We start from the raw sequence: 19007 nt of genomic DNA on the forward strand, positions 1-19007 counted from the left end.
GGAAACAAAGGTGCCGGAAACCTAACAGAGTGTTAGGTCCACTCCAAAGTGACGTCGCCGTCCACGCGAATTTCTCTCGCTGAGCATAGAGCTGCCACTGTTCGTACCCGGCACAGGAATTGCTGATGACAAATGAGAAGTTGCCGCCGTCATATGAACCGAAGCGGACCTGCCACAGGAGTTGTCGATGAGGCTTGCAATGCCGCTCTTGCTTGCACAAACGAAGCGCGTGAATTTGGCGGCCGCCACGAGCTGCCGCGCGACCAACGGGCGATTCGCGCCACCGCGCCGCGTGAGCCGCACGTGCAGGCCATCACTGTCAGGATACGTCGGCCCGCGCTCCCTGGCGGGCTGACGCAGATGGATGTGGTTTGGGCAGAGATTTCGCAATCCCTTGCGCTCACGATTGAGCTCGCCAGCTTGACGACCGTGATCCTTCTCTTGATTGGTGTGCCCCTGGCTTGGTGGCTAGCGCGCTCAAAGACCTTTGCGAGCGAGGCGGTGGCCACGTTGATCGCCCTGCCGCTGGTGCTGCCGCCAACGGCTCTCGGCTTTTGCGTCCTCGTTTTGCTCGGCCCCCACGGACCGGGTGGCGTTCTCGCCTCTTTCTGGGGCGAGCGCACGCTGGCCTTTACTTTCGCCGGAATCGTGGTCGGATCGGTCCTCTCGGCGCTGCCGTTAGTCGTGTAGCCGATCCGTAACGCCTTTGTTGCGATAGGCGATTTCCCCTTGGAGACGACCGGGCGCGTTTCGCCGTTGTATGCCTTCATCCCCATCACCGCGCCACTGGCGCGATTGGAATTTGTTAAAGCCGCCGTGGTTGGCTTTTCTCATACGATCGGCACATTCGGCGTCGTGATGATGATCGGCGGCAATATTCCTGGGCGCACTAAGGTGTTGTCGGCCTACGTCGTAGACTACGTCCAAGCGTCGCGCTGGCGTGAGGCAAGTGTGATTGCTGGTGGTATGGTGATGTTCGCCTTTACGACAATCTTCACTTTAGCGCTCATCGACAGACACTGTGCCAGGAGGGGCACCTAATCGTCTTAGGACTGCCGCCCGACATCCTAATGCGGGCGGCAGTCTTGCAAACTGGGCCCATCCATCCTTCCGAGGGTACAATGAACAAGCTTGCTATAGCCACGGCAGCTGCTGCATTCGCTCTCAATTCGGTGCACTCCGCGCCTCTGCCCGAAGCAGCGGCCGATGAGGTCGGCGTTTCTCAGCAGCGCCTTGCCAAGCTAGACGAGTTCTTCGCTCGCGAGATTGCAAGCAAACGCGTGCCGGGCGCGGTGATTGCAATCGCGAGAGACGGCAAGCTGATTCACTACAAAGCGTACGGCCAACTCGACCCCGTAAAAGGAAGCCCGATGCGGCTCGATGCGCTCTTCGCGCTTGCTTCTATGACCAAACCGATGGTGGCCGTTGCTGGGCTCATCCTTATGGAGGAAGGTCGCCTTCCTCTACACGCCAAGCTTACGGATTACTACCCGGAATTCGCAAACATGAAGGTGGCAGTGCCACAGCATGACGGATCATTAATATTTCAAACGCAGAGTTCTGCGATCTACATCCACGATCTTTATCGCCACACAACCGGACTCACCTACGGTGCGCCCGACAGCTCAGACCAAGTGGCGCGTCTCTATCCCGGTTTCGCCGACCCGCCCCTAAGGGGCGATAAGCAGGCTTTCATCGAAGCGATTACCAAGCTGCCGCTAGCGCACCAACCGGGGACGGAATTCGAATACGGCTTCTCGACCGATGTGCTGGGAGCTGTCATTGAACAGGGTCAGCGAACAGCGATTGGGCGACTATCTCATCCGCAATCTATGGAAGCCCATCAAAATACAAGATGCCACTTTCCGTTTGTCGGAATGGCAACGCGAGCGCCTCGCGCGTCCATTTTTCGGAGGACCCGCTGACGGGAAAGCCGCAAGACATCGAACTCCTCGAAAGCCAGACGAAGTTTGACCGCGGGGGAGCATGCGCATTTGCGACAGTCGGTGACTACGTGCGCTTTGGACAAATGCTGCTCAACGGCGGGGAGCTCGATGGGCAGCGGATTCTTGGTCCGAGGACGGTGCGCCACATGATCTCCAACCACCTCGGGCCAGGAATCAAAATAAAGTCGCCAATGTGGAAGCGCACCGTGCCGGCTTCGGGTTCGGGCTTGGAGTGGCTGTACGGCTAGCCGGGGGGCTTTCAGCGGTTCCGGGCAATCCAGGAGAGTTCACCTGGACCGGCGCCTACGGCACACAATTTTTCTGCGACCCAAAAGAGCGTCTGGTCGTGGTGGTCGGAACGGCGGCGCCCGGGGAAATCCGGAAGTACTACCGCGAACAAGTCCAGTATATCGTCTATGCCGCGATACTCCGATGATTTCACTTTCCCTCGAAAAGCTCGATGATCCGTTTTGGGTAGCAGACAGGCAGTGTTGCTAATACGGATCGATGTCGACTGAATGTAGGCGCCGTTGCCTTCTATCCGCGTCGGATGGATCGCACCAATGCTTCAAGACACGATCGCCTCCGCTGTCGCGAAGAAGCTCCTGCAAGCGGGTGAGTGTCGCGATGCGCCGCGACGTCGCGCCTTGCCACCGATTGGCTTGTGCGATGAACGCTCCTAGATGATATTAAACGTCCGGTCTCTTGCCCACAGCGCCGTTGCGATGAGGTGCGAGGAGGCGCTTTTACCAAAATCAGATCGAGTTGACCAGCTCCCAAAGCAACGTCAGCGGGGCGCATCGCGGCTCGGTCCATTGCGGCCTCTCTTCCTCGCTCGACGGCCGCTTTTGGACGGGCTGCCTGTGCAGTCGCGATCATGAGAGCTTGAACGCCTCGTTGGTCAGCAATCGGCAGGCCTGATTGGGAGCGGGCAGTGCGGTGCCCGTCCACTGCGCCAATTCTATTCGACAATCGGGCTGACGAGTGTCGCGATTGTAGGTTAGTCCCCGTGCAGTGGTGAACCTTCCTGCTGATTTGTTCAAGTGCTCACATCTTCAAAACTGAACACCATCAGCATGACAGATCCATGGCAAAGGGGCTGGCACGTGGCCGGGTTCACAATTGCGCAAATTTCGGCGGTCGCTTGATGTCTTAAGTGTTTCGCTTCGCTGGCCTGGTTCTTGCTAAACGTCAGTAATTCGTAACGGCCACGACTACTCACTTGGAAGGTTTCATGGATGATGCAACGGAAACGTTCTACAGCGTGATCAGACGTCAGGGTATCACGCGCCGTAGTTTCCACAAATTCTGTAGTGTGACGGCCGCGAGCTTGGGACTTGGTTCGCTCACCGCAAGCAATATTGCCCATGCCCTCGAAACCAAACCGCGTGTGCCCGTCATCTGGTTGCACGGGCTCGAGTGTACCTGTTGCTCGGAAAGCTTTATCCGCTCGGCCCATCCCTTGATTAAAGACGCGCTGCTGTCGATGATTTCGCTCGACTATGACGATACGATCATGGCGGCGGCTGGACACCAGGCTGAGGCCATCCTGGAAGAAACCCGTGCCAAGTACAAAGGCAGGTATGTGCTCGCAGTCGAAGGCAATCCGCCGTTGAAGGAGGGTGGCATGTTCTGCATTGACGGCGGCAAACCGTTCGTTGAGAAGCTCAGGTGGATGGCAGAAGGGGCCATGGCAATCATCGCTTGGGGCACGTGTGCGTCCTGGGGATGCGTGCAAGCGGCCAAGCCCAATCCGACTGGCGCGGCGCCAATCGATAAGGTGATCACCGACAAGCCCATCATCAAGGTGCCCGGGTGTCCTCCTATCGCAGAGATCATGAGTGGTCTCGTGACGTTCATCGTCACGTTCGGAAAGCTTCCGGAGCTCGATCGCCAAGGACGTCCAAGTATGTTTTATTCCGAGCGCATTCACGACAAGTGCTATCGGCGTTCCCATTTCGACGCTGGCCAATTCGTCGAAGAGTGGGACGATAGGTACGCCCGCAAGGGCTATTGCCTGTACAAGATGGGCTGCAAGGGGCCAACCACCTACAATGCCTGTTCGGCCGTTCGGTGGAACGGCGGCGTTTCATTTCCCGTTCAATCCGGTCACGGCTGCCTCGGCTGTTCTGAGGACGGCTTCTGGGACAAAGGGTCATTTTACGACCGACTTACAACCATCAAGCAGTTCGGCATTGAGGAGAACGCCGACAAGATCGGCATGGCCGCTGCCGGGGTGCTCGGGCTAACGGTTGCTGCCCATGCGGCGGTCACCGCCGTGAAGCGGTTGACCCACAAGCCGGATCGCGCGGCCGGTAAAGGCAAACCGAGTTGAGGAGATACGACGGTGGCCGTCCAGACGCCGAACGGGTTCAGTCTCGATCGTTCCGGCAGGCGAATCGTCATCGATCCGCTGACGCGGATCGAAGGCCACCTGCGCGTCGAAGCCAATCTCGATTCCGACAATGTAATCCGCAATGCGGTCTCAAGCGGGACAATGTGGCGTGGCATCGAAGTCATCCTGCGCGGGCGCGATCCGCGCGACGCCTGGGCGTTCACCGAGCGGATCTGCGGGGTCTGCACCGGCACCCATGCGCTCGCCTCCGTGCGCGCGGTTGAAAATGCACTAGGAATCGTGATTCCGGAGAATGCCAATTCGATCCGTAACATCATGCAGTTGTGCTTGCTCGTGCATGATCACCTCGTACATTTCTATCACTTGCATGCGTTGGATTGGGTCGACGTGGTTTCCGCGCTCAACGCCGATCCCAAGTCGACCTCCGCACTGGCGCAGTCTATCTCGCCTTGGCCGCTGTCATCCCCCGGCTATTTCAGAGATTTTCAGATCCGGCTCAACAAATTCTTCGGGTCAGGGCAACTCGGTCCGTTCAAGAATGGCTATTGGGGGCATCCGGCCTACAAGCTACCACCGGAAGCAAACCTGATGGCGGTAGCTCATTATATGGAAGCGCTCGACTTCCAGAAGGAGATTGTCAAGATCCAAGCTATCTATGGTGGCAAGAACCCGCATCCGAACTGGCTGGTCGGCGGCGTACCCTGCGCGATCAACATCGACGGAATCGGTGCGGTGGGCGCGATCAATATGGAACGACTGAATATCGTGTCCTCGATCATCGCCCGCTCGATCGAGTTTGTCGAGCAGGTCTATCTACCCGACATTGCTGCAATCTGCTCGTTCTATAAGGACTGGCTCCACGGCGGTGGTCTTTCGAGCAAAAGCGTGATGTCCTATGGCGACATCCCCGAAAACGCCAATGACTGTTCTGCGAAAAGTCTCAAGCTGCCGCGCGGGGTCATTCTTAATGGCAATCTCAAGGAGATACTGCCGATCGACCATGGTGATCCCGAGCAGATCCAGGAATTCGTCGCGCATTCATGGTATAAATACCCCAGCGATTGCGGTGGGCTGCATCCCTGGGACGGCATTACCGAGCCGAGTTTTAAACTGGGGCCAGAATTCAAAGGCAGCAAGACAGATATCAAGGAACTCGACGAAGGCGGCAAGTATTCCTGGATCAAAGCGCCGCGCTGGCGCGGCCACGCCGTCGAGGTCGGGCCGTTGGCGCGATACATCATTGGTTATGCGCAAGGGAAAGCCGAGTTCAAGGATCCCGCCGAGAGACTGCTCAAGCGGCTCAATCTGCCTCTGACTGCGCTGTTCTCGACCCTTGGCCGTACAGCGGCGCGGGCGCTCGAATGCCAGTGGGCGGCGCATCAGATGCGTTATTTTCAGGATAAGCTCGTAGTCCAGCTCAAGGCAGGCAATACGGCAACTGCCGACGTTAGCAGGTGGCGCCCGGAAAGCTGGCGTAAGGAGGCCAAGGGTTACGGGTTCACTGAGGCGCCTCGCGGTGCACTCGGCCACTGGATCAAGATCAAGGACGCTAAGATCGACAATTATCAATGTGTCGTTCCGACGACGTGGAACGGTTCTCCTCGGGATTCCAAAGGCAATATTGGCGCTTTTGAAGCTTCGCTGATCGGTACCCCGATGGCCGATCCGCAGCGGCCCCTGGAGATCTTGCGCACGATCCATTCCTTTGACCCGTGCTTGGCTTGCTCGACCCACGTGATGAGTCCTGAGGGCCAAGAAATGGCTTCAGTTAAAGTGCGTTAGGTCCATGCTGGATAGGGGGAAGCTCCTCACCGCCGACGATGCGGCACCGACTGATCGCAGCATTGGCGGTGGCGTCGCCCACGTTTATGCGCCGGTGCGACTGTGGCATTGGGCTAACGCGGCGGCCATTCTGGTACTAAGTTTAACCGGCTACCTTATTGGGACCGGCACACCAGCGATGAAGGGAGAGGCAAGCGGCAATTTCCTGTTCGGCTATATCCGCTTTGCCCATTTCGCGGCGGGATATGTGGCCAGCGTTGGCTTTCTTCTGCGCATCTACTGGGCCTTGATGGGAAATGCGCATGCCATCCAGATCTTTTGCGTGCCGCTCTGGCGCGGGTGCTTCTGGCGGGAGGTGTATCAGGAGATACTCTGGTATGCGTTCCTTACAGGGGATCCTGACAGGCGCCCCGGGCACGATCGCCTTGCTCAGCTCGCAATGTTCTTCATGTTTACACAGACGATCACGTTCATGGTCGTCACTGGCTTTGCACTTTATGGGCAAGGTGCCGGTACTGACAGCTGGCAGTACAAGGTGTTCGGCTGGCTGTTTTCAATCTGGCCGAACAGTCAGGACGTCCACACCTTGCATCATCTCGGCCTGTGGGTCATCGTGATGTTTGCGCTGGTCCACATCTACGCGGTGATCCGGGAAGACATCATATCGCGGCGCAGCTTCTTTTCCAAAAAGATCGGCTGAGCGCGGGTTTGGCGATTGACCGGGAAGCGAATGCTCAATCCGAAAGACAAAAAACGAATCCTCGTGCTCGGCATCGGCAATATCCTGTGGGCCGATGAGGGCTTCGGCGTGCGAGTGGTCGAAGAGCTTCATAGCCGCTACGCCGTCGATAATAATGTCACCGTCCTCGATGGCGGCACCCAGGGACTCTACCTCGTCAGTTTTCTTGAACAGGCCGATTGCGTGGTCGTGTTCGATGCCATCGACTATGGATTGCCGCCCGGCCAGTTGGAGCTTGTACGAGATGACGAAGTGCCAAAGTTTACTGGTGCCAAGAAAGTGAGCCTGCATCAGACCGGTTTTCAGGAGGTCTTGAGCGCGGCCGATTTTCTTGGCCGCCGCCCGCGAGAGCTCGCTCTCATCGGCTGTCAGCCACTGGACCTGGAGACTTGGGGCGGTCCTCTGACCGCGCCGGTGCGCTTTCAGATTGGGCCTGCGATTGAACTGGCTTGTAAGCTCCTAGCGCAGTGGGGCTCGCCGGCAAAACCGCGGGGCGCGCCGCTGCCTGCATCAGAACGGCTGTTGGCGAACAATATTGACCATGCGAATTATGAGATGAGGGCGCAGCCCGTCTAGCGGCCTGAGACTGACAATGTGCCTTGGCTTGCCAATGACGATTGCCGAGACCGACGGTATCACGGCGCTGTGCGAGTATGGCAATGAACAGCGGCGCGTCTCGGTCATGCTGCTCGCCGATGTACCGGTCGGCGCCAAGGTGCTCGTTCATATCGACAGCGCGGTGCGGGTTTTGGACGACAATGAAGCAAGGCTGATCTCGGAAGCACTTGACGGGCTTGAGGCCAGCCTCAACGGCCAGGACATCGATCGATTCTTTGCGGACTTGATCGGTCACGAGCCACAATTGCCGGAGCACTTACGCTAGCCGTTCCGCTCACTTGCGCCGACTGAAGGGATCTCACAATTCGAATTCCAATCGCACGTAACGTTTGCCTGGAAAATATCAGGCGTTTCGCCGTTGCTCCGAGCGCGAGTTGCGGCCAGAGCATGATTGGCATGCGCCTTGCTAACCGCCTGCTAGCAGAAGCGAACAATATGAGAAAGGCGTCTGATGAAATTGCAGCCGGAGCAGCATGGTTCAGCGCGACCCCCTCCGTTCGACGTGGAGGGCGTCAGCGTCGATGCGCGCCTAGCCGTGCACGCTCAAGCGACGGTGACTGTGATGCCGCTGTCCGCGGCCGAACTCCGGATCATCCAGCTCGCGTTCTTCCTTCCTAAAGTTGTCAAGAAGTTTCGACAAGGCACGCAAGGCGCAGTGGTGTCCCGCATCGTTAATGGCACACGAGTCGGCAGGCTCGGCCGACGTAGACCGTCGACGCCGAGCCTATGCGCTAGGCACGATGAACTCTGCCTGGTCGGCAAGAGATCGGGCCGTTTGCTCGCGATCAACCGCATCTCCGTACCGATCATTCGGGCACACGCCGCCAGCACTTGGGTCGGCAAGTGCATTGCCTCTCGGTACAGGCAGCGGAACATCGCATCATGAAAACGGCGATCCCCACTGTATCCGGCGGCGCTGAGCGGGCGACGAGCGACCTCGCCACTGGCCCTGCGAGTCTCGATGTATTCCATACCGGCCCCATGAGTGTGCTCGCCCGCCGCGCCTGGGGCGATGCGGACGAGCGTGGAAGGAACTATCCGAACGCCACCTTGCTGTTAGCAAACGCCGCTGCTGCCGTTCGCGGTCAGAGAAGCGGTGCTCGGACACAACTTTACGGGCTCGCAAATCTCAGCGATGGCGAACGCAAGTTGATTGACGAATTGCTCGGAGAAGGTGAGGTGGCCGGCGTGGTTGCGCTGCCAGATGGCTCTTTGGCGCAAATCCGGGAGTCCGTGCTCGCGGGAATCTGGCGCGTGCGCATCGGCGCGGAGCCTGCGCATGAATATGTTGAGGTCGGGTCGATTCCGCAGATTGTGCGGCGTGCCGCAACTGACTTGACGTCCGCCGATCTTGTGATCCGCACGCCGCCGAATGGCGCGATGAACGTTCAACCGGTGCTGGCCGAAATACGCGAGCGGGCGAGGGTCTGGCGATTAGGCATGCACGCCTATGTCATCAATCTGACGTCACTGCCAATGAGCATTATCGACTTGGCATTCCTACAGCAAAGCTTGGGCAATGGACCGGTCCAACTCATGTTGCACGGCTACAGCACCTGCCGAGTGCAGGCGACCGGGATCAGGAATGTCTGGTCCGTGCAGTTCTTCAATTCTACGGACGACATCATCCTTGATACGCTGGAGGTCGGCGGCGTGCCGATTGTTGCGTTGGCTGCTGATGAGGATTTCCAGGACTCAGCCGAGCGCATGCAGGAAATTATCGAGGCGTATTTCACATGAAGACGTCGGCGCATCGGGTGCGATCCCGCAGACGGCGCATGCGCATGGACTATAGCTTGCGCGGGACGATGGCGGAGTGTTGCGCATGAGCCTTGTTGCCCGCAACAAAATCGATGTACGCATATTGCTAGCTGCCGACGTAGTCGCCTCGGTCGAGATCCTGCCGCGAGTCCGGCCGCCGCTGGCGCGCGCGTTCGCCGGAAAGGAGCCCTCGACAGTGCTCAACGTGCTGCCGCGGCTTTTCGCGTTGTGTGTCGCTGCGCAGCAAACTGCATTATTGTCCGCCATCGAGACGGCCCGCGACGAAGTGATCACCCGCGCAACAAGGCAGCAGCGTATTGCACTTATCGTTACTGAGCGCATCGCGGATTTGGCACGGAGCCTTTTTGTCGGACATCTTACGTTAGATGTCGCCAGTGCGGCGGCAATCCGCTCCCTGATGTCGGAATTGTCAGCGTTTGTCCGCTCCGCACAGCCAACCTGGAGCTCCGCTCAACGCGAAGCGACCGCGCGGATTGTCGCTGCGCTGGCCGCGCTCGGTCTATATGAGGGGGAGGCGCTGAGGTCTGGTAGCCCGCTGGCGCTTCGCGTTACGGCGCTTAATGACGTCGACGTGAAGTCAATTCCGGCGGGGCACTCATTCTTGTCTGTTGCTGACGACCCCAACATCACGAAACGGCTGCTCGGGGATGACTCGACGTTCTGCTATTCTCCCGATGTTGACGGACATGTGCCCGAGACGGGTCCATGGGCGCGCCAGATCAGCCGGGATGGGGTCCCGCTGGGACCCTTCGGTGCGGCCGAGCGGCTGATGGCCAGACTTAATGAAATCCTGCGGCTATGTGCCTGGCTCAAGGCCGGCGCTCAGATTGGAGCCGCGGAGCATGGGATTATCGAAAGATATAAGCTAGGGCCGCGCCGTGCAGCGGCCGCGGTCGAATGCGCCAGGGGCCGTCTCTACCACGCGGTTGAACTCGATGCTCAGGGCAGAATATCCCGCTTCGAATTCCTTGCGCCGACGGAGTGGAATTTCCACCGGCGCGGACCGCTTGTTCGGAACCTGCAAGGCGCGGTGCTGACGGCTCGAAGACGCGAAGATGCAGTCCATGCGGTGATTGCATCGCTCGATCCGTGCGTCGCGTTCACCCTCAACCTTAGCGAAGTTCGCGATGCATGAAATGGCGATTTGTCTTGGCATCATTCAGATCGTCGAGGAGAAGGTACACGAGCGATCCTCTTCGCGGGTGCGGAGCATCTGTCTGGAGATGGGAGCGCTGAGTCATGCGGCGCCTGAAGCGATCAGGTTCTGCTTTGCTGCCGCTGCAACGCGGACCGTTGCCGAGGGCGCGGCTCTTAATATCGTCGAACTGCCCGGCGTTGCCTGGTGCATGAGCTGTTCGAAGAGCGTCGAAATTGCTCGGCGCGGTGAGTGCTGCCCTTGCTGCGGCAGCTATCACTTGCAGGTGACCGCGGGCGAACAGATGCGCGTGAAAGAGTTGGAGATCGATTGATGTGTACCATTTGCGGCTGCCACCAAGGGACGCCGTCCACAAAACGCGCCGAGGCGAATGATGCGGAGAGCCATGAGCGATCCCTTCAGGACGATCGCGATTGCCATTCTGCCCTTCCGCCGGGCGACCGACGGCCGCCGCAGTCAAACCACGCTGGTGATCGCTATAAGCGCTGTCCTCGCTCAGCCAATCACCAGGCGCATAACGCGCAGGCGCTTCCGAGCGGCGTCGATCCGCCTGATTTGAGGGGCTGTGGCATGACCAGAACGCGGCTCGTTGAGATTGAGCGCGATATCCTGGACAAGAATAATGGAATTGCGGCGAACAATCGCGCGCTCTTCGTAGCCGATGACCTGCTTGTATTTAATCTTTTGTCCAGCCCCGGTGCCGGTAAAACGACACTGCTCGTCCGCGCGGTGTCCGAGCTCAAGTGCAGCCGGTGGGTCGGGGTCATCGAAGGGGACCAGCAGACCTCGAACGATGCCAAACGTATTCAGGCCGCCGGCGTGCCAGCCGTTCAAATCAATACCGGCAAGAATTGTCATCTCGACGCTGCAATGATTGGCGACGCTTATCGCCGCCTGCCGCTGCTCTCGGGCGGTATTCTCTTCATCGAGAACGTGGGTAATCTGATCTGTCCCGCTGCCTTCGATCTTGGCGAAACCTGCAAGATCGTAGTGTTCTCGATTACTGAAGGTGAAGACAAGCCGCTCAAATATCCTGATGTGTTTGCCGCTTCGTCGCTCATGGTGATTAACAAGATTGATCTAGCGTCGCTGCTCGAATTCGACGTGGGCAAGGCCATCGAATACGCCAGACGGGTCAACCCAAAGATCGACGTGATTGTAGTTTCGGCTCGGACTGGCGAAGGCTTTGCCGCGCTCTACGCCTGGATCGATAGACAGGCGGGCCGTCAGAGGCGCGCCTTCGAGGACAAAGGGCGATGAGCGCCGCAGCCACCTGCGACCGAACACGGCTGCGCGTGGTCGTGAGTGGGGCAGTGCAAGGGGTCGGCTTTCGTCCTTACGTCTATGGACTTGCCGTTCGGTACGGATTGGCGGGGTTTGTCATCAATGGCCCTGAGGGCGTCATCATCGAGGTTGAGGGCCACCGTGCCTCGGAGTTTGTCGCCACGTTGCCGCTCGAGGCGCCTCCATTGGCACGCATAGTCGACATCTGCGTTCGCGAGACTACGGCGCTCGCGGCGAAGGGCTTTTCGATCGGGACGAGCGAAGCCGGCAAATTGTCAACGCAGATCGTCGCTGACGCCGCGGTCTGCCAGCAATGCCTCAAAGAGCTATTCGATCCAGAAAATCGGCATTACCTTTATCCCTTCATCAGTTGCTGCCATTGCGGTCCACGCTACACCATCGCCGAACGGCTTCCGTACGATCGCCGCAACACTGTGATGAGGGCTTTTAGTTTGTGCGCCGCGTGCGCGGCTGACTATGCCGATCCGGCAAGCCGCAGGTTTCACGCGGAGGCGATCGCGTGCCCAGCATGCGGTCCTCGGCTTAGCCATGGGATCAGCGATATTGTCGCGGCAATCGCGCGGGGGCAGATCGTGGCGATAAAGGGGCTGGGCGGATACCAGCTTCTTTGCGATGCGCGTAATCAGGACGCCGTGCAGCGTTTGCGCAGGAGAAAGCACCGCCTTCAGAAGCCGTTCGCGGTTTTGGTCGATTCCGTCGAGCGCGTCAGCGAGATCGCGGCGGCGAACGCGCCCGAGCTAGCGCTGCTAGAATCCGTAGCACGTCCAATCGTCCTCCTGCCATCACGCAACAATCTGGCGCCCGCCATAGCACCTGGTTTATCGCGAGTGGGTGTCATGCTGCCCGTACTGCCGCTGCATCACCTCATCTTCCATGCGCTTCGCTCGCCAGGTACACGTGCGGGGTCTAGCCCCGTCATCGTGGCCACCAGTGCCAATATTTGCGGCGAACCGCTGCTGATTGATAACGCGCAGGCATTGCGGCGGCTCAACGGAATCGCCGATCTTGTCGTGACCCATGATCGCGATATCTTGACGCGTGCTGATGATTCCGTGGTTTCGGTGGTGGCTGGCCGGCCGCAATTCCTTCGTCGTGCCCGTGGCTATGTTCCCGAGCCGATCCGCCTTGCGAGAGCCGTCCCGCCCGTGCTCGCCGTTGGCGGCGAACTGAAATCGACCGTCACCATCACCCGGGACAACCAAGCGTTCGTCTCTCAGCATATTGGCGATCTAAATACGGCCGAAGGCATCCGTGCGTTTGAGAGGACGATCCGACACCTAACATCGAGCCTTGACGTGGAACCTGTCGCTTTCGCCCATGATCTGCATCCCGATATGGCTTCTACCCGCTTTGCGCAAGAAAATGCTCGCGCGCTGATCGCGGTCCAGCATCACCACGCACACGCTGCCGCAGTGATCGCCGAGCATGGCCATGTGGGACCAGCGCTTGCCCTGGTGCTCGATGGCCATGGCTTCGGCTCCGACGGCGGTAACTGGGGTGGCGAACTATTGTTGTGCGAAGGGACGTGGTCCCGACGCATCGGGCACTTAGCGCCCATGCAGATGCCTGGTGGAGATCGTGCAGCCCGCGAGCCGTGGCGCATGGCGGGCGCAGTATTACACGGGCTCGGCAGGGGTAACGAAATCGGGCAGCGCTTTGCGGCGCAACGGCAAGCCGGGTGTGTGTCGGACTTGCTCGATCAGCCGGGCGGGACCACCACGACCAGTGCGGGACGGTTGTTCGACGCAGCAGCGGCGCTGCTGGGGATTGCGCATTTGCAGAGCTATGACGGCGAAGCAGCGATGAAGCTCGAAGCGCTGGTGCGGCGGGCAGCGATTCTCGAAGCCGGCTGGACGATCGATGGCGGCGTGCTGTCGCTTCGTCCGCTATTTTCGCGGTTGATTGCTGATGACATCGATGCCGCAGGCGGAGCTGGGCTGTTTCATGGCACTTTCGTCGCCGCCTGCGTCGACTGGGTCACGCGCGCCGCGCGGACAACCGGCGTCAATACCGTCGTTCTGAGCGGCGGCTGCTTCCTGAACGCGGTGCTGGCGGACGAGATCCCGCGCGGTTGCAGCGCTGCCGGTCTTTCACCGTTGGTGCCGCGGCGGCTGCCGCCCAGTGATGGCGGTTTGAGCCTTGGTCAAGCCTGGATTGCCGCTCTACAGATTGCTCAACAGTCGTCCGCCAGGGGAGGAACTGCCTGACATGTGTCTTTCGGTTCCGGCGAAGATCGCGAAAATTCTACCCGACGACATGGCTCTCGTGTCGATCGATGGCCTCAGCCTGGAGATATCGATTGCCCTCGTCGACGAGCTCGATGTCGGCGATTACGTCCTCGTCCATGTCGGCTACGCGCTCGCCAAGATCGATCCGACAGAAGCCAAACGCACGCTGGAGCTCCTGCAGGAGCTGGGCAGCGCCGCGCAGGAATGCCGGTCATGAAATATTCTGATGAATTTCGCGACAAGATCATCGCGCAGGGACTTGCGCGTGCGATTGACGCTGAGGTCAGTTCGCAAAGAGCCTATCGGTTCATGGAATTTTGCGGCGGACACACTCATGCGATCTCCCGCTATGGCCTCGAGGATCTGCTGCCCGCGAACGTCCGGATGATCCACGGCCCCGGTTGTCCCGTCTGCGTTCTGCCCGCAAGCCGAATCGACATGGCGATCCGGCTCGTCGACCGACCAGAGGTCACTCTCTGCGTCTACGGCGACTTGATGCGCGCGCCCGGGTCGCAAGGACAGTCCCTGTTGCGAGCCAAAGCGCTGGGCGCTGACATTCGGATGGTCTACTCGACGCTCGACGCTATCCGGCTCGCCGAACAGATGCCGGGCCGCGAGGTGGTCTTCTTTGCCATCGGATTTGAGACCACGACACCCCCAACGGCGAACATGATCCGGATTGCCGAGAGCAAGCGGATGGAGGGCCTGAGCGTGTTCTGCAATCACGTGCTTACACCCTCTGCGATGCACAGCATTCTCGAGAACCCGAAGATCCGCAACACCGGCGGCGTCCCAATTGACGGCTTCATCGGGCCTGCACATGTCAGCACCATTATCGGTACGCAGCCTTACGAGCCGCTGGCAGAACAGTTCGAGAAGCCGATCGTGGTTGCGGGATTTGAACCCCTCGACGTGCTGCAAGCTATATTGATGCTGGTGCGGCAAGTGAATCAACACCGCTATGAGGTAGAAAACCAATACAGCCGTGCAGTGACACGCGAAGGCAATCGGCGCGCCAAGGGCGAGGTGTCGCAGGTATTCGAACTGCGTGATCAGTTTGAATGGCGGGGGCTTGGACTCGTACCCAACAGCGGACTGAAGCTGAAGCGGTCGTATGCAAAATTCGACGCCGAGACGCGTTTTGCGATCCACGACATGCCTGTCGCAGACAATCCGGCGTGCGAGTGCTGTGCGATCCTGCGTGGCGCCAAACGGCCGGTCGATTGCAAGTTGTTTGGAAACATCTGCACTCCGGAAACGCCCATAGGGGCCTGCATGGTGTCATCAGAAGGGGCTTGCGCGGCGTACTGGACCTATGGCCGAGTTCGCGATGAACGGGTGAGGCAGAGGTCATGAGCGTGAAAGCCTATCCACGCAAGCTCGACGTAAAGAACGGGCGCGTTGAACTTTCCCACGGATCTGGGGGCCGTGCCATGGCACAGCTGATCTCCGACCTTTTTCACCAAGCCTTCGGTAATGAATGGCTCGCCCGCTGCAATGATCAGTCGGCGTTTGACGTTTCGGCAGGCAGAATGGTGATGACGACCGACGGCTATGTGGTTACACCACTGTTCTTTCCCGGCGGTAATATCGGGTCATTGGCTGTGCACGGCACGATTAATGATGTGGCGATGTCCGGTGCGCGTCCCCTCTATCTGTCAGCCAGCTTTATCATCGAGGAGGGTTTCCGGTTTTCGGATCTGAAGACGATCGCGGATTCGATGGGCGCGGCAGCACGCGGGGCCGGCGTTTACATCATTGCCGGGGACACCAAGGTCGTCGAGCGCGGCAAGGCAGACGGTCTGTTCATCTCCGTGGCCGGGATCGGGCTTGTGGCCGATGGGCTGGATCTGTCCGCCGACAAGGTAAGGGTCGGGGATCGTGTGCTGGTGTCCGGAAGCCTCGGCGACCATGGGGTGGCGATCATGTCAAAACGTCAGAACGTCGCTTTTCAGACCGAAATCGTCTCGGACTCAGCAGCGTTGCATAATCTCGTAGCGGTCATGATTGCCGCCGGCGGGTGGCGGCATCCGGGTGATGCGCGACCCCACGCGCGGCGGGCTAGCTGCGGCTCTCAATGAGATTGCACATCAATCCGACCTTGGGTTCCATCTGCAGGAATCAACCATTCCTGTGAAGCCTGCGGTTGCGGCTACTTGCGAGCTGCTTGGACTCGAGCCGATCCATGTCGCCAACGAGGGCAAGCTGGTTGCGATCGTCGCGCCTGATTCGGCCGATGCCGTGCTTGCTGCCATGAAAGCGCACCCGCTCGCGACCGATGCAGCTGATATTGGTGAGGCGGTGGCTGACGATCACAAGTTTGTGCAGATGACCACCGGTTTCGGCGGTCGACGCGTCGTCGACTGGCTGTGGGGCGAACAATTGCCTCGGATCTGTTGAACAGGGTACGCAGTGTCGATTTTCTGGAAGCCATCAGTGGTCATTGGCCATCAACTCCTGGAGCGCTATCGCTTGATAGGCAATCCTGCCAAACACGCGAAACGCCATCTTTACTGCTTTCGAACTTCGGCAGGCTGTGATTTCGGTCGTTAGCTTCTCTGCGAGCCGAGACCGCAATTCGGAACTATTTATCGCCTATCGCTCAGTGTCGACGGTTAAGCTCAGCGAGCAAGGTCACACGATCCGCTCGGCACCCGTGGGTTTGAAATCCTGCGAAGCCTGTCAAATATCGCTGAATTCCTGCGCCATTTCGGTCGGTTGCGTCGCGATATCGCTGCTCGCTTCCGATAAGAAAGGCCGCGTCAGGCAGGGAGTTATCAAATGAAGGTCGGAGTCCCAAAAGAAATCAAGGCGCATGAATATCGCGTGGGCCTTACTCCTGGAGCTGCCCGCGAATACGTGGCAGCGGGCCACAGCGTGATGATCGAGACCGATGCGGGCGCTGGCATTGGTGCAACCGATGACGATTATCGCAATGCTGGCGCAACGATTCTAACTTCCGCCGTTGAGGTATTCGCCTTGACCGAGATGATCGTAAAGGTCAAGGAGCCTCAGCCGTCCCGAATGGTCTCAGCTGCGTGAGAATCACATCCTCTTCACTTATCTGCATCTGGCTCCCGACCTGGACCAGGCTACCGGCCTCCTGGAATCAGGATGCACTGCGATCGCCTATGAGACTGTAACTGATGCGCATGGTGGTCTTCCACTGCTGGCGCCGATGAGCGAGGTCGCGGGTAGGCTTGCGATCGAAGCGGCGGGTAGCGCCCTAAAGCGGAGTACAGGCGGACGAGGGCTGCTGATCGGTGGGGTGCCCGGTGTTCAGCCTGCCCGAATCGTGGTGATCGGAGGTGGCGTCGTCGGTACGCACGCGGCACGCATGGCGGTCGGTCTGGGCGCAGAAGTGACCATCATCGATCGTTCGATAATCCGGCTCCGCGAGCTGGACGAGCTATTCGAAGGACGCGTTCGCACCAGATTTTCAACTCGAGTCTGTAGAGGAAGAGGTATTTGCGGCGGATGTGGTGATTGGTGCCGTGCTCGTTCCAGGTGCGAGCGCGCCGAAGCTGGTCCGCCGGAGCATGCTGAGCTCGATGCGCAAGAGGGCGGTACTCGTGGACGTCGCTATCGATCAGGGCGGCTGCTTTGAGACATCACACCCAACCACTCACGCGGATCAAACTTACGAAGTAGATGGCATCATTCATTAGTGTGGCCAATATGCCCGGCGCCGTTCCGCTGACCTCGAGTCAAGCACTGAATAACGCAACTCTGCCGTTTGGTTTGGCTCTGGCCAACAAGGGTTTTTCCGCCGTGCTCGAAAATCCCCATTTACGCGCAGGCCTCAACGTCCATCGGGGCCGGCTAACTTACAAAGCGGTGGCCGAAAGCCTCGGGCTGCCCTTCTCACCGATCGAACAGGCTGCGGCCTGATCCCAAAGGCCCTCATGGGCGTTTCCTCCGTGACTAAGCCACCCTTTGGGGTGGCTTTTTTTCGGCTACACCCATCGACTGACGCCGCCGGCATCTATTTTGAGCGCGGAGCGTAGGTAGGATCACCAAACGAACACCTGGCTTCAGTCGCCCGCACGAGGGGGAGACAGTGTACTTTTGCCCCATACAGCGGATGTGAATGCCGGTTCTGCCCGCAATACGGGGCAACTGAAAATGCGTTCCGCGGGCCCTGAGAGGGACGCGCATCACGGGTGTGACTGTATCTGGAGCGACCGCCGTGACCTTCTGACTGGCTGTGGCGAGGCGGACTGGTGAGGACCTGCCGGTTGCTGCCCGTGATGCTGTCGCGTAAGCCGCGGCTGTCCCGGTGAGTGGAATTAACAAGATGCGCTCTGGTTTGGACCCGCGGAGAACTTCGTGATGCCGCGCGACGCATCGATCTTAGCCGCGGCACGAAGGCGTTGGGGAGGATCTCAGATCGTCCCCCCTGAGTCTGGAGAAGGTGGTTCACCTGATCTGACTGCTGTGAATCAACCATGCGCAAATCAAAGCATCGAGATCAAGCCGCCACGCCCCTTGTAGGATTTGCGACAGCGTGTCGAGGCGGCGATTTGCGTTATCGAAATTACTCCAGACGAATCAAGCTCAAACTGTCTGGCACAAGACTTGATAGCAAGAAACTGTCCCGCACCTTGCTTATGGAATCGCAGTGATGGCTTACAAGATAATCGCATCCCAGTGCACCGTCTGCGGTGCGTGTGAGTTCGAGTGTCCCAATGCTGCGATCAGCCTGAAGAACGACATATATGTGATCAATCCGTCCCAGTGTACCCAATGTGAAGGGCATTTTGACGCGCCACAATGCGCGGTCGTTTGCCCGGTGCCCGATACCTGCGTGCCGGCAAAGGTAGGGTAGCCGACGAGAGGAGCTCCCGCACGAACATAATGAACACGCTCTCGACACCGCCGCCTTTCCTAACCGTCTCCTGTTTTTCTCACTTGCTAGCCGCGAGCTCGTGGTGACTCACGCGAGCCGCTCGCAGAGCTTGCGGCGGAACGAGCGCACCGCCCCGAGACCCCGGCAAAGGGACAGGAGTGAGCTTTAGTTTTTCTAAATTTTTCTGGCAAAATTTCATCACGACTAAATACAGCAGTCACCGCATTGCTGAAATGCGTCAGCTTT

The 19007-nt window shown here is 59.1% G+C and carries 13 protein-coding genes and 4 pseudogenes; all 17 read left to right on the forward strand.

What is annotated here, in order from left to right:
* The first annotated feature begins 360 nt into the window (after positions 1 to 360).
* The 17 genes and pseudogenes from AB7M16_RS23745 (at position 361) to AB7M16_RS23825 (ending at position 18740) form a co-directional block, all read left to right on the forward strand.
* A pseudogene (locus AB7M16_RS23745) lies at positions 361 to 1041 on the forward strand (molybdate ABC transporter permease subunit).
* Positions 1042 to 1121: 80 nt separating this feature from the next.
* Positions 1122 to 2382: pseudogene (locus tag AB7M16_RS23750) on the forward strand (serine hydrolase domain-containing protein).
* 798 nt (positions 2383 to 3180) lie between these two features.
* Positions 3181 to 4281, forward strand: coding sequence for a hydrogenase small subunit (locus AB7M16_RS23755; RefSeq protein WP_124163592.1), 1101 nt, complete (start codon positions 3181 to 3183; stop codon positions 4279 to 4281).
* Between the two features lie 12 nt (positions 4282 to 4293).
* The gene (locus tag AB7M16_RS23760) at positions 4294 to 6084 is read left to right on the forward strand and encodes a nickel-dependent hydrogenase large subunit (protein WP_158670228.1); all 1791 of its coding nucleotides are present in this window, start codon (positions 4294 to 4296) and stop codon (positions 6082 to 6084) included.
* Between the two features lie 4 nt (positions 6085 to 6088).
* Positions 6089 to 6784 (forward strand): Ni/Fe-hydrogenase, b-type cytochrome subunit, encoded by a 696-nt coding sequence (cybH, locus tag AB7M16_RS23765; protein WP_199752369.1) that lies wholly within the window; start codon positions 6089 to 6091, stop codon positions 6782 to 6784.
* A 30-nt stretch (positions 6785 to 6814) separates the two neighbouring features.
* Complete coding sequence (locus AB7M16_RS23770; protein WP_124163595.1) at positions 6815 to 7399, forward strand: HyaD/HybD family hydrogenase maturation endopeptidase; 585 nt, start codon at positions 6815 to 6817, stop codon at positions 7397 to 7399.
* 16 nt (positions 7400 to 7415) lie between these two features.
* On the forward strand, positions 7416 to 7706 hold the full coding sequence (locus AB7M16_RS23775; RefSeq protein WP_036031272.1) for a HypC/HybG/HupF family hydrogenase formation chaperone: 291 nt from the start codon (positions 7416 to 7418) through the stop codon (positions 7704 to 7706).
* 617 nt (positions 7707 to 8323) lie between these two features.
* Positions 8324 to 9181, forward strand: a complete 858-nt coding sequence (locus tag AB7M16_RS23780; protein ID WP_199763125.1) for a hydrogenase expression/formation protein — start codon at positions 8324 to 8326, stop codon at positions 9179 to 9181.
* An 85-nt stretch (positions 9182 to 9266) separates the two neighbouring features.
* A complete protein-coding gene (locus AB7M16_RS23785; RefSeq protein WP_158626802.1) occupies positions 9267 to 10358 on the forward strand; it encodes a hypothetical protein in 1092 nt (363 codons plus the stop codon).
* Positions 10351 to 10692: a hydrogenase maturation nickel metallochaperone HypA gene (gene hypA / locus AB7M16_RS23790; RefSeq protein WP_036031281.1), complete on the forward strand. Its 342-nt coding sequence runs from the start codon at positions 10351 to 10353 to the stop codon at positions 10690 to 10692. The genes AB7M16_RS23785 and hypA overlap by 8 nt, the downstream gene beginning before the upstream one ends.
* Positions 10692 to 11639, forward strand: coding sequence for a hydrogenase nickel incorporation protein HypB (hypB, locus tag AB7M16_RS23795; RefSeq protein WP_158670227.1), 948 nt, complete (start codon positions 10692 to 10694; stop codon positions 11637 to 11639). The genes hypA and hypB overlap by 1 nt, the downstream gene beginning before the upstream one ends.
* Positions 11636 to 13891 (forward strand): carbamoyltransferase HypF, encoded by a 2256-nt coding sequence (gene hypF, locus AB7M16_RS23800; protein WP_036031286.1) that lies wholly within the window; start codon positions 11636 to 11638, stop codon positions 13889 to 13891. Before hypB ends, hypF begins: the two co-directional genes overlap by 4 nt.
* Position 13892: 1 nt before the next feature.
* Positions 13893 to 14129, forward strand: a complete 237-nt coding sequence (locus tag AB7M16_RS23805) for a HypC/HybG/HupF family hydrogenase formation chaperone (protein WP_074448267.1) — start codon at positions 13893 to 13895, stop codon at positions 14127 to 14129.
* Complete coding sequence (gene hypD / locus AB7M16_RS23810; RefSeq protein WP_199752373.1) at positions 14126 to 15268, forward strand: hydrogenase formation protein HypD; 1143 nt, start codon at positions 14126 to 14128, stop codon at positions 15266 to 15268. Before AB7M16_RS23805 ends, hypD begins: the two co-directional genes overlap by 4 nt.
* Positions 15265 to 16312: pseudogene (hypE, locus tag AB7M16_RS23815) on the forward strand (hydrogenase expression/formation protein HypE). Before hypD ends, hypE begins: the two are co-directional and overlap by 4 nt.
* 381 nt (positions 16313 to 16693) lie before the next feature.
* Positions 16694 to 17803 (forward strand): annotated as a pseudogene (ald, locus tag AB7M16_RS23820) (alanine dehydrogenase).
* Positions 17804 to 18536: 733 nt separating this feature from the next.
* Entirely contained in the window at positions 18537 to 18740 is a 204-nt protein-coding gene (locus tag AB7M16_RS23825; protein ID WP_036014930.1) for a 4Fe-4S binding protein, read from the forward strand.
* Positions 18741 to 19007: the final 267 nt, after the last annotated feature.

The sequence above is a fragment of the Bradyrhizobium sp. USDA 372 genome (assembly GCF_053629095.1).

What these genes read in the sequence shown, in the direction of transcription:
- AB7M16_RS23785 (WP_158626802.1), top strand. Translation starts at nt 9,267, where the DNA reads ATGAGCCTTGTTGCCCGCAACAAAATCGATGTACGCATATTGCTAGCT.
- AB7M16_RS23805 (WP_074448267.1), top strand. Translation starts at nt 13,893, where the DNA reads ATGTGTCTTTCGGTTCCGGCGAAGATCGCGAAAATTCTACCCGACGAC.
- AB7M16_RS23780 (WP_199763125.1), top strand. Translation starts at nt 8,324, where the DNA reads ATGAAAACGGCGATCCCCACTGTATCCGGCGGCGCTGAGCGGGCGACG.
- AB7M16_RS23825 (WP_036014930.1), top strand. Translation starts at nt 18,537, where the DNA reads ATGGCTTACAAGATAATCGCATCCCAGTGCACCGTCTGCGGTGCGTGT.
- AB7M16_RS23755 (WP_124163592.1), top strand. Translation starts at nt 3,181, where the DNA reads ATGGATGATGCAACGGAAACGTTCTACAGCGTGATCAGACGTCAGGGT.
- hypF (WP_036031286.1), top strand. Translation starts at nt 11,636, where the DNA reads ATGAGCGCCGCAGCCACCTGCGACCGAACACGGCTGCGCGTGGTCGTG.
- AB7M16_RS23770 (WP_124163595.1), top strand. Translation starts at nt 6,815, where the DNA reads ATGCTCAATCCGAAAGACAAAAAACGAATCCTCGTGCTCGGCATCGGC.
- cybH (WP_199752369.1), top strand. Translation starts at nt 6,089, where the DNA reads ATGCTGGATAGGGGGAAGCTCCTCACCGCCGACGATGCGGCACCGACT.
- hypD (WP_199752373.1), top strand. Translation starts at nt 14,126, where the DNA reads ATGAAATATTCTGATGAATTTCGCGACAAGATCATCGCGCAGGGACTT.
- AB7M16_RS23775 (WP_036031272.1), top strand. Translation starts at nt 7,416, where the DNA reads ATGTGCCTTGGCTTGCCAATGACGATTGCCGAGACCGACGGTATCACG.
- hypA (WP_036031281.1), top strand. Translation starts at nt 10,351, where the DNA reads ATGCATGAAATGGCGATTTGTCTTGGCATCATTCAGATCGTCGAGGAG.
- hypB (WP_158670227.1), top strand. Translation starts at nt 10,692, where the DNA reads ATGTGTACCATTTGCGGCTGCCACCAAGGGACGCCGTCCACAAAACGC.